The sequence below is a fragment of the Lacticaseibacillus camelliae DSM 22697 = JCM 13995 genome, from assembly GCF_001311195.1.
Taxonomy (GTDB): Bacteria; Bacillota; Bacilli; order Lactobacillales; family Lactobacillaceae; genus Lacticaseibacillus; species Lacticaseibacillus camelliae.
Genome location: NZ_BBAJ01000076.1, coordinates 1 through 10,967, shown reverse-complemented (window position 1 = coordinate 10,967; position 10,967 = coordinate 1). Strand labels below are relative to the sequence as shown.

Below are 10,967 nucleotides of genomic sequence, written 5' to 3'. Positions count from 1 at the left end.
CAGCACCGTGTTGGGCGTGTGGGCCTGGATCAACGCGGTCAGCTGTTTGGCCTGCGTGCGGTCAGAGGCGTGAGCAAACCCGTCATCTTGCACCACAATGATTTCGTCCGCGCCGTATTGAGCCAGCGTGGCCTCACCGTGTTGCGCCGGCGTTTCAAGCACAACAGCGGCCACCGCGCGCCCGTTGGCAATGGCGCGGGCCTTAGTCAGCAGCTGCAGGGTGACCGGCGCGATCCTAGCGCCTTCAAATTCAGCGATAATCCATAACGCATCTTTCGTGATCATGTTCCGGCCTCCTTACAGCAAGCCCTGTGCTTGCAAAATGTTCAGCAGCTCCCTGGCCGCGGCTTGCGGGTCCTGCGGCAGCGGCTTGGCCGCACGCGTGGTCGGCTGGGGTGCGTAAACCTTGCGCACGATGGTCGGCGAGCCTGCCTGACCGATGCGCTTGACGTCCAGTGTCAGGTCCTGATCGGTCCAGGTTGTCAGCGGCTTAGTCAGACTCTGCTGAATCGCCACCGGGCTTTCGTAGCGCGGCTGATTGGCCTCGGCCCGCACGGTGATCACCGCCGGCAGCGTCAACTGCACGCTTTGGGTCTCAGCGCCCAGGTCCCGGTCCACCACCAAATGCTGGGCATCCAGCGGCTGAATTTTCTCGGCAAACGTGGCCTGTGGTTGGTCCAGCTCGGTCGCCACAATGGGCCCGACCTGGCCGGTATCCGCGTCCACAGCTTGGCGGCCGAACAGCGTCAGGTCGACGCCGCCAATTTTGCGAATGGCCTGTGCCAAGACATAGCCCGTCGCCAGCGTATCTGAGCCGGCAAAGGCGCGAGATGACAACAGGTACGCGGAATCCGCCCCCATCGCCATGCCGTCGTGCAGAGTTTCCTTAGCGGCGTCTGGGCCCATCGACAGGAGGATGACCTCGCCGCCAACCTGTTCGCGCAGGCGGACGGCCGCCTCGATGGCATTTTCGTCGAAGGGATTCATCCGCCCGTCCATGCCTTCACGCACGAGGTTGTGCGTGATGGGGTCAAATGACACTCGGTTAGAGCCGGGCACTTGCTTAATGCAGACGACGATTTTCATCTAGACTTCCTCCTTTTTCAGCTCAGCCTGGGCAATGGCCGTGCGCATTTTCTCGACTGTGCCCTCGGCAATTTCCAGCGCCCGCGCGTCAAGCATCAGATGGGCCAGCGGGTAGTCGTTGGAGTAGCCATAACCGGCGTACACCTGCAGCGCGTCGTCGCCGGCAGCCACCGCCGCGCGCGAGCCGTGGGCCTTCGCCATCGCAGCCAGCTCCGAATACGGCTGCCCCTGCGCTTGGCAAAGGCCGCCCGCTCCCACAACAGCTGCGTGGTTTCCTGGTTGATCTTGATGTCGGCAAGCTTGCGCTGAATCGCCTGCATTTGGCCGATCGGCGTGCCCAGCGCGGTGCGTTCGTTCGCGTACTTGGCGGCGAGGCTCAGCGCGTGCTGCATAATGCCGGACAGCACCGCCCCCATCAGGATCCGGGCGTCGTCGTGCGCATGGTCGCCGATCACACCGCCTTGCCCGACCTGGCCGAGCAGGTGGTCGTCAGCCACGCGCACGTCGGTGAGAAAAATTTCGCCGATCGGCGTGCCCCGCAGGCCGATGAAATTCTCCCGCTTGCCAAACGCAAACCCCGGCATGTCCTTATCCACGACAAACACCGACAGCTCCTGGTCACCGGTTTTGACCAGCACACAGTAAACCTCCGCCAGTGTCCCGTTGGTGATCATCACCTTATTGCCGTTAAGCAGCCAGCCGCCGGCCACGCGCTTGGCCGTGGCCTGGATCCCCATGGGGTTAGAACCTCCGGTCGACTCGGTCATGCCAAACGCAAAAATCCGGTGTGTCGCTTGCGGCAGCAGCGTTTTTTTTCAGCGCGTCATTGCCGTACTTCAGGACGGCAGCCACGCTCTTGTAATGACCTTCCAAAGTCGCGGCCACGCTGGCGCTGCCCTTGGCGATCCGCTCGATCATCGCTGCCGTCACCTCGGGGCCAAAGCCCGCCCCACCGTATTCAGTCGGCAGCATCACCGTCAAAAAGCCGGTTTGGATCAGCTTGTCGACCAAGCCGTCCGGGTAGCGGTTCGTGTGCGCCATTTCCAGGTCGTAAGGCGCCAGCTCCGCGTCTGTGTATTTCGCCGCCATCCGCAGCAGCATCTGTTCAGGTTCCGTCCATTGCCGTTCCATATCGAACCTCCGCTTTCCGTGGCGCAACTCGTGAAGCGCGCCACAAGTACACTCAATACCCGCAGGTTAACATATTTTATTTGACCGGAACTGACCTGTTTTGAACCCAGCCATATCCTTTTACGGCATGAAAAAGGGCCGGACAAAACCGACCCAAAATTGCTTGTTCAATTACTCGCCAAGTGGCTGACCCGCCTGATCAACGCTTGCTAACCACGCGCGGGCGAAATCCTCGTCGTGCGCCGCGTCGAAGAAGTAAAGCGCAACGTCCGCCGCGGTATCCTCATCAAGGGCCACTTTTGGCATCGCGTGACCCTGCGTCAGCGCATCAAACAAACCGATATTATGTGCTCGGCAGTACTGCAGCCACGCCGCCGCCGCGGCTGGCAATTCACTAGGCCCCGTCATGTTAAGCGCTCTCCTTCTCCAATTATCGACTTCAGTGTAGCGCCCTTTGTCGTTATTGTAAACGTTTACTGACTGCCCTATACCAATTACCGTTTCATCCTTTGCTTCGACTTGCTTCTGCCGTGAGCACACGCCCAGCCAATTTCAGCCCATCAGCACCCGTAATGATCCTTAACGCGTATAAAATCAGGTTAGAGGCGGAAAATAGATAATAAAATTACACTTGTGTTTATTTAGTGAGGCGATAGAGTGCGTCTGCGTAAATCGCAGTGGCTTGAATAAGGTCGCTGACCCTCATATATTCATTGGCCTGGTGAACGACCTCTTCGTCCTCCGGCATCTTCGGCCCATACGCCACGCCGCGTGGAATACTGCGCGCCAAGGTGCCGCCGCCGTAAGTCAGCCCGTACCCGGGCTTGCCGGTGTGCGCGGTGTAAACATCCAGTAGTGTCTTGACTAACGGATCGTCCAGCCCAACGTAGTGAGGATCCTTATTATCCCGAATCCTTGCGCTGACCCGTTCAGGCCCAAGCGTCGTGACAATCTGCTTGCGCAGCGCTTCAATCGTGACGCCTTTAGGATACCGAAGATTGGTCAGCACCGTCTGGGCCCCGCCTGGCTCATAACTAAAGAGGTCCGGGCTTTGCGTCAGCTCGCCCATCACGTCATCGCGATACGCGATTTTGAGGTGATGACCCCGCGTATCCTGGTGAAAATACCGCGCGATTGTCTGCAGGTACTGGGCCCCTTGGGCATCAAAGGCGAACGGGGCGAGAAATGCCGCCAGATAGTCCCTGCGTTCAGACCGTCGGCAGGCTCTTTGACATGCGCGGCCTTGCCCGTTAACCGAATCGTGACCTTCTCCTTTGCGCCTGTCAGCGTCGCCGTCACATGGTGGGCCGTGCAATATGCGGTGAGTTGGGCTTGAAGATCTTGGGGCAGCGCCCCGCTGATCACCGCTTCGGCATACTGCGGCACCACATTCATGGCCGAGCCGGCCTGAAAGTGCTCTAATCGCAGCGTTGCCGGGCGGTCAGGAACCGACTTGAAGGTCACGATAATGCTGGAGATTCCTTTCTCGGCATTCAGCACCGGAAACTGCCCATCTGGCGAAAAACCAAGATCTGGGATCGGCTGGTCCTTGAAGTACCGGTGCAAGCCGGTCCAGTTGGTTTCCTCGTCGGTATCGATAATGAAATGGATCCGCTTGTGCAACGGGACCCCGGCGTCGCGCAGCAACTTGAGCGCGTAATAGGCGGCGATGCTCGGTCCCTTGTCATCGGCCACGCCGCGGGCGTATAACTTCCCGTCGCGCAGGGTCGGCGTGTACGGATCAGTCACCCAGCCGGTGCCGGCGGGGACCACATCCACATGCCCAAACAAGCCAAAAATCTCATCCCCACTGCCCAACGCAATGCGCCCGACCACGTGATCCAGATCAAGCGTGTCAAAGCCATCCCGCGTTGCAATGGCTAAAAATGCCTCAAGCGCCTTGCTGGGTCCTGGGCCGGTGGGTGAGTCATCGCTGGCATGCGCCACATCGCGTTCCGAGTTGATCTTCAGCAGCGTTTTCAAATCTGCCAAGATCTCCGTTTGATATGCCTCTGCTGCTTTTTGCCAATCAATTGCCATCATTATCACGCTTTCGTTAGCTTAAAACTTGTAGTCCCACGCCGGTAGTACGGCGCCCTTGTACACTTTTTTTGATCACTTTCTTGATCTCAGGGCTTTGGTAAGCCTTCACGATCTTCTTGTAAGTTGGATTATTCTTGTCCTTCTTCTGGGCCACAATGATATTGACCCACGGCTTGTAGGCTTTGGTGACTTTCTCGCGATAGATGGCGTCCTTGGGATTCAGGCCGGCATCAACGGCAACCCCGGAGCTAATGACCGAGGCGGAAACATCGTCAAGCGTCTTCGGCAGCTGCGCCGTTTCCAGCTCCTTAATTTTCAGGTGAAGCTTGTTTGACTTGATGTCGTGAATCGTTGGCAGCTTCTTGTTGTCCAGCGTGATCAGGTGCGCTGAGACCAGGACCTTCAGCGCCCGCCCTTCGTTCGTGGCATCATTAGGGATTGAAATTGTCGCCCCTGGTTTGAGGTCTTGCAGCGACTTGACCTTCTTGGAATAAACCAGCTGCGGGGCAATCAGCGTGTTCCCAATCGGCTGCAGGTCTGCGTGATGCGACTTGTTCCAAATGCTCAGGAAGTAATAATGCTGGAATGCGTTAAGGCCAATGTCGCCATCGTTCAGCGCGACGTCGGCCCGGTCGTCTTGAAACTGGACAGGTTTGATGATGATCCCTTCTTTTTTTGACCTTCTTCGCCACGGCCTGCCAAATCTGTTGATCCGCGCCAACAATCCCGACCTTGACCGTTTTCGTCTGCGTCTCACTGGCCTTGGCCTGCTTGCCGCACCCTGCCACCAAGAACGCCACTGCCGCGACAGCCATAATCAATTTATACCGTAATTTCATCTTTTCATGCCTCCATCATTCCTCATTGTGTTTTAATTGCCTGGACTTCAGTGCGCTAGGTCTGCCCAGAGCGCCGGTACTCTCGAGAATCAACCATGACCATTCCTCCCACCAAAAAAGCCCGCTTCTAACCGTGTTAGAAGCGAGCATTGTCGCGATACCATTCTAAATTCAGCTATTAACTAGCCCTTTTGCACGCTAATGGGTGCTAACCAGCCTGGTCTTGAGCGACTCTCGACCAGACGTTTTTTTTGATTGGGCAGGACGGTGGGAAAAGAAAAAGCCCACCCCTAACTAATGTTAGAAGTGAGCTTACCCACGGTACCATTCTAAATTGACCGCCTCAGCGATCCTCGACAACAGACAATCATCTGTGTGCATGGTAATGGGTGCCAACCATCACAGCCTCGCCAATCACGGTTCAGTGTGCCAATCTCCTTTGAGCCATCTTCACGCCAGGAAACTGGCCTGCTTCCACCATCCGCAGGTTCTCTGTGCAGCCCCAGCAACGCTACTCACTCAAAAACGTTTCGCCTTGTTTAATTTAGGGCCTAGTCTAGCAACTCTGATTGGGGGTGTCAACGCCTCCGTTAATTAAATTCTCACCGAATTTAAACCATCTCACAATTTTAGGCGTTAAAATAACAAAAATTACCCATATACAGTCTGCATAGCGTATTCATCGATGGTTCGAAAATGAGATAAAAACAATAATGCGCTCATTCTTGGCTTGACAAGACTCCTGCCACGGTCAATAATGACGTCAATTTAGTGAGTCAATCAGCAGCAAGATGAGTACCTGTGCAGCGCCTCAAGAGAGCCATCGGTTCGGTGCAAGATGGCGGCCACACCCGGGGGAATATGTCCTGCAGAAGCTCTGCCGCCAAGTTTGTGCGAAGCGGCAGCGGGTTCGCCCGTTACAGGGAAGGCGTATCATCGGGTACGTCATGAGGGATCGCGTGTGAGCGCGGTCTAAACAAAGGTGGCAGCGCGAACGCGGTTTCGTCCTTGGTCAAAAGACCAGACGAGACCGCGTTTTTTATTTTGAAGGAGGAGCAACATGACAAAATTAGCAATTGTAACTGGAGCAGGGCAAGGCATTGGTGAAGGCATTGCGCACCGCCTGGCCAAAGACGGCTACGCGATCGCGGTCGCAGACATCAACGCGACAACGGCAACAAAGGTGGCCGCTGACCTGACCGCCGCGGGCGCATCGGCAAAGGCCTACCAGCTCGATGTGGCTGACCGCGATGAAGTCTTTGACCTGGTCAACAATGCCGTTAAGGATCTCGGTGAGCTCGCCGTGTACGTCAACAACGCCGGCGTGGCCTTTATCGAAACTTTCGTCGACTCCAAGGAAGCCGACGTCCGGCGCCTGATCGACGTCAACCTGCTGGGCACCTACTGGGGCATTCAGGCCGCCGGCGCGCAGTTCAAGCGGCAAGGCCATGGCGGCCGGATCGTCAACGCGGCCTCCCTGGCCGGTTACGAGGCCTCTGCCCTGCAAAGCGCCTACTCCGCCTCAAAGTTCGGCATTCGCGGCTTGACCCAGTCCGCCGCCAAGGAATTTGCCAAGGACAAAATTACCGTCAATGCCTATAACCCCGGCATCGTGCGCACCAAAATGCGCGATGCCATCGACAAGAAAACAGCCGCAATCAAAAACAAGACGATCCAGCAACAACAAGCGGACTGCCTGAAAGAAATCGCCATCGGGCGCGAAGCCACCCCTGCCGACGTCGCCGAAGTAGTGGCCTGGTTCGCCAGCCCCGCGGCCGGTTACATTACGGGTCAGTCTCTGCAGGTCGATGGTGGCATGCGGTTCCACTAAAACGGGAAAAATCTATTGTCCTGCGCAAGTGTTCCACGACCCACCCTCTGGGTTCGTCGGCGTACAATGTATTCGTCGGGAGGAATCATCCCGACAGTAGTTCTCCCGTTCTCCTCATGCTCCTCATACGGAGGCTGCCTTCCCCCAAAGGCAGTCTCTACTTTTGCCAACAACGTCAACCGGCACCAGCGATGAGAAATTCGTCGCTGGTGCTCTTTTAGTCCTCAATTATGACGCAGACGTACGACCGTTTCACGTGAAACACTGGCAGCGAGCCAAGGCTCTGCCCCTGTTCATCCGAACCGAGATACCCCCACCGTACTGGCAATCAGCCCAATTGTGCCAGACAAGGCCCGTTTCCCAATTCGTACAAAAAAAGAGCATCACAGCTGCGTCTCAACCAGTCATGAGGCAACAGCTGCAATGCTCCCTAAAAGCCATCAACGACCACGGCGTCGGTCACGGTCGGACCGAAAGATGTGCGAAACATTATCCATCGCGCTGCCCACCTGATCTTCGGCGTGCGGCACCTGGTTCTTGGCGCTGGGAATGTTATCACGCGCGTCGCTCATGAAGCCGCTGTGGTGTCTGCCCGAAGAACTGCCTTGGTTACTGGGCATTAGTCGCCAGATAAGGAGCGCAACGAAGCCAATCAGGACAAACTTAACTGCCGCAATGATCCAAGTGACGACCGTGACCACCAGGCTAATCAAGAGAAGAATTAGGTGGTAGGCCAAGATCAGTGCCACCACACCGAGTGCAATCCAGCCAATGATTTTAAGAATCTTTTTCCAGTTCATTAGTCGCGTACCCGCCGTTTCCAGTCTGCCAGACCGAGAATTGCCATGAAGCGGCAATGGCTAACCCAGCAGCATTGAGGCCAGTGTTGGTTTGGTCACCAGTGTTGGTAAACTGTGCCTGCCCTGGTTCTGCGCCTGTTTAGTCGCACGATTAAATGAAACTATATTGCCGAACTTGTCGACCATTTGACCATTCACGACTTTCCAGCCAGCAACCGGTTGCTGATTGTGATCGACCACCGCGTTGTCGCTGATGTGATAACCGCCCTGTTGTGCCTGAGCCTCTGAATCGATCCGGTGCTGCTGACGGGCCACATTGGCGGCAATGGTCTCAGCATTTTCCGCCCGCCTCAGCGCACGTTGAGCAGCTGTCAGACGGTGCTTCGCTGCCGCCAAATTGGCGTTTGCCGCGGCCAACTGTGCCTGGGCTTGGGCAGTTGTACTCTTAGCTACATTCAGTGCTGGCGTCAGCTCAGCCACAGTCTTTTCAGCGGTAGCATAGTCACTCTGCGCCTTAGTCAGTGCCTTCTGCGCAGCAGTCAGATTAGCCTGAGCCGTGACCAAAGTCTTTGGCGCATTAGTCAGCGCAGTGACCTTGTCCTGAGCAGTCTTAACGGCTGCTTGGGCCTTGGCCAAAGCGTCGTTGGCCGTTGTTTCGGCAGTCTTGTCGGCTGCGACCTTCTTTTGGGCAGCGGTCAGAGCCGTCTTGGCTTCAGCCAACTTGCTTTGAGCCGCGGTGAGGGCGTCGCTAGCTGTCTTCGCATCGGCATTCGCCTTATCCAGCGCTGCTTGCTTGGTGGCGGTGTCCTGCTGACTGGCAGCATAGGCGTCTTTGGCTGCTTGCAGAGCTGCATCAGCAGTGGTTTTAGCGGTCTGCGCCTTGGTCAGATTGTCCCGGGCAGTCTGAACAGCCTTGTCAGCAGCGGCCTTAGTTGCAGCAGAACTGCTTGCAGACTTGGCATCAGCCAGCGTCTTAGCCGCGGCGTCAGCCTTGCTTTGAGCAGCACTTTTCGCCGCTTTAGCAGCTGTCAACGCAGTTTGCGCGGCTGCGTTAGTTGCCTGAGCAGTGGTCAAAGCAGCCTGTAGGGTAGTCGTATCAGAGACAGTAGTAGAAGTGCTGGCCACCCCAGGGGTCGCGATCGGGGTTGCGTCAAACTTGGCTTTATCGGCGAAGACGCTGGCAACGTTTGGGACGAAGGCCATCCGATACATCATGATGTGATTGCCGTCATGACGACTGGCCATTGGTCCGAATTCGCTGTCCCAGACCCCGAAGTAACTCGGTGCGCCGTTTGTATCGGCCTGAAGCTGCGATTGGGTGAGGCCAAGTATTTGCTTAGCAGCAGTCATGGCAGTGTCATTAGAGGCGGCGCTGGTCGGGTTTGCATATTGATCCAAATAAAGTGTGAACAACTTTTGCATGATCATGTCATCCAAAACCAGCTGCTTGATATTCTTCATACTGCGAGTCGACTGGCCCTCAACCAACTGTGCAATTGCCGTGTCCTCATCGTCAGAATGTGCGTTAGGGGTGGCAGTGACCGTGCTGTAAGCGATACCGGTACGATTGGAAAGATCAGTTGCTGGTTGTGTAATGTCGGCCCCAGATTCGAGTGTGGCATACATTTTTGCAATGTCGATGGCGTCTTGGTTCAGTTCAACATGCCCGACCGTGCCAGAAATGCCAAGTGCATCGCGCAACGCATTGATCCCACCAGCAATGGTTTGCTGAATTTCAAGCAGTTGACTCGCGTTCATGCTTTCCAAAGCATTATTAGTCCCATTGATCGTATCAAAGGTTGTGCTATCATCAGCAGCCTTACCGATGTAGCTCAGCTTAACGGAACTGCTATCTTGTAGGGCATCACTGATTTTCTGCATGGCAGCGCCCAGTGCATTCTTATCGCTGGGTGTTTTCTTGTAAACGGTCAAGTAGTTCTGTACAGCGGATTTAAGGGCTGTAGAGACTTTGGCAGTCACGACGTTGGCGGTAGTCGTAGTGCTTGACTGCAAGGCGTTCTGAGCTGCAGTGAGCGCAGCAACGGCTTGATCAGCTGCGGTCTGCTTGGCAGCAGTGTTGGCCTTAGCGACAGTCAAGTTTGACTGAGCCTGAACGTTAGCGGTAGTGGCGGCCTGAATAGCGTCATCATTGGTCGCCTCGGCATCTGCGGCTTTTTGTTTAGCCTGAGCTTCGGTCAGATTCTTTTGCGCGTCAGTCACGTTCTTGGCTGCGGTCTCGTCCTTAGTCTGAGCAGCCTGAACGTTGCTCCCAGACGTCCTTGTATCCATTGCTGCCTTGGCCTGGTTAACGACCTTGTTAGCGGCATCAGCAGTTTTCTGAGCTGAAGTAACAGCGGACTGTGCCTGGTCAACGGTGTTTTGTGCCTGCGTTTCAGCGGTTGTATCCGTTGCCGTCTGAGCCTTGGCGGTATCCACATTGCTCTGTGCCTTGGTTTCAATATCCTGGGCCGTCTTAACAGCGGCTTGAGCGTCTTGGATCCCAGCTGGGGTCGCCTTCGCAGCACTCTTTTGCGCTGCATCAACCGCCGTTTGAGCTTTGTTCACATCAGATTTGGCAGTCGTCACAGACGTCTTCGCGGTATCAACCTGCTTCTGGGCCGTATCAACTGACTTCTGAGCAGCATCTTGCCCACTTTTTGCCGTGTTGTATGTGGTCTGAGCCGTTTTCTGTGCAGCCGTGGCCGTATTGACATTGCTTTGTGCTGCCGTGACAGCTGATTGTGCTTTTTCGACTGGAGTTTGACTCTTGGCCGTTGCCACCGTCGAGTGAGTTGTCTGACTAGGAGACTAGGAGCCTGCGTACCAGCAGCACTCGGTGCAGACGTCGCCGCGTGAACGGCATTGGCGCCCACCCCGGTAGCAGCCATTGCCGCTACTACAGCGGCAGTTAACACAAACTTGCCCTTTGCTTGTTTACTTTGCTTACTCGATTCTTTCAACATAGTGTCTCCTCCTAGATGATGGCCAAACTCATTCGCGTAGTCTTATTGATACATGCAATAAAATCATCATCCGCCATCGTCTCGATATTAAGGCACATTGCCCAAGAGACTATGTAAATTTGCGTATCTGCGTTGTATATTGTGCCCAATCTTTATGCATCGTGTTTCACTTGGGCCGAGTCACTTTTCTAATTCACGAAAATAGCCGTCCCTGTTGAGGAACGGCCTGTGTACTAGCTTAAATTAATCAATCTTTTATGCGTTCCTCAATTTT

At 55.6% G+C, this 10,967-nt stretch carries 6 protein-coding genes and 4 pseudogenes; 1 reads left to right on the top strand and 9 read right to left on the bottom strand.

Annotated features, from left to right (window positions below):
• The 7 genes and pseudogenes from JCM13995_RS11100 to JCM13995_RS11075 form a co-directional block, all read right to left on the bottom strand.
• Window positions 1-285, bottom strand: a pseudogene (locus JCM13995_RS11100) (electron transfer flavoprotein subunit alpha/FixB family protein); the annotation flags it as partial.
• A 12-nt stretch (window positions 286-297) separates the two neighbouring features.
• A complete protein-coding gene (locus JCM13995_RS11095; protein ID WP_054665642.1) occupies window positions 298-1,086 on the bottom strand; it encodes an electron transfer flavoprotein subunit beta/FixA family protein in 789 nt (262 codons plus the stop codon).
• Window positions 1,087-1,823 (bottom strand): annotated as a pseudogene (locus tag JCM13995_RS11090) (acyl-CoA dehydrogenase family protein).
• A 4-nt stretch (window positions 1,824-1,827) separates the two neighbouring features.
• Complete coding sequence (locus JCM13995_RS18125) at window positions 1,828-2,217, bottom strand: acyl-CoA dehydrogenase family protein (protein WP_439645220.1); 390 nt, start codon at window positions 2,215-2,217, stop codon at window positions 1,828-1,830.
• A 171-nt stretch (window positions 2,218-2,388) separates the two neighbouring features.
• Window positions 2,389-2,625, bottom strand: coding sequence for a hypothetical protein (locus JCM13995_RS11085; protein WP_054665638.1), 237 nt, complete (start codon window positions 2,623-2,625; stop codon window positions 2,389-2,391).
• Window positions 2,626-2,854: 229 nt separating this feature from the next.
• A pseudogene (gene pepV, locus JCM13995_RS11080) lies at window positions 2,855-4,257 on the bottom strand (dipeptidase PepV).
• Between the two features lie 21 nt (window positions 4,258-4,278).
• Window positions 4,279-5,099: pseudogene (locus JCM13995_RS11075) on the bottom strand (MetQ/NlpA family ABC transporter substrate-binding protein).
• A gap of 1,060 nt (window positions 5,100-6,159) precedes the next feature.
• On the opposite strand from JCM13995_RS11075, the gene JCM13995_RS11070 reads away from it, so the two are divergent.
• On the top strand, window positions 6,160-6,930 hold the full coding sequence (locus JCM13995_RS11070; RefSeq protein WP_054665635.1) for an acetoin reductase: 771 nt from the start codon (window positions 6,160-6,162) through the stop codon (window positions 6,928-6,930).
• A 440-nt stretch (window positions 6,931-7,370) separates the two neighbouring features.
• On the opposite strand, the gene JCM13995_RS11065 is transcribed toward JCM13995_RS11070, so the two are convergent.
• Entirely contained in the window at window positions 7,371-7,730 is a 360-nt protein-coding gene (locus JCM13995_RS11065; protein ID WP_054665632.1) for a hypothetical protein, read from the bottom strand.
• Between the two features lie 60 nt (window positions 7,731-7,790).
• Window positions 7,791-10,511, bottom strand: a complete 2,721-nt coding sequence (locus JCM13995_RS11060; protein WP_054665629.1) for a hypothetical protein — start codon at window positions 10,509-10,511, stop codon at window positions 7,791-7,793.
• Between the last annotated feature and the right edge of the window lie 456 nt (window positions 10,512-10,967).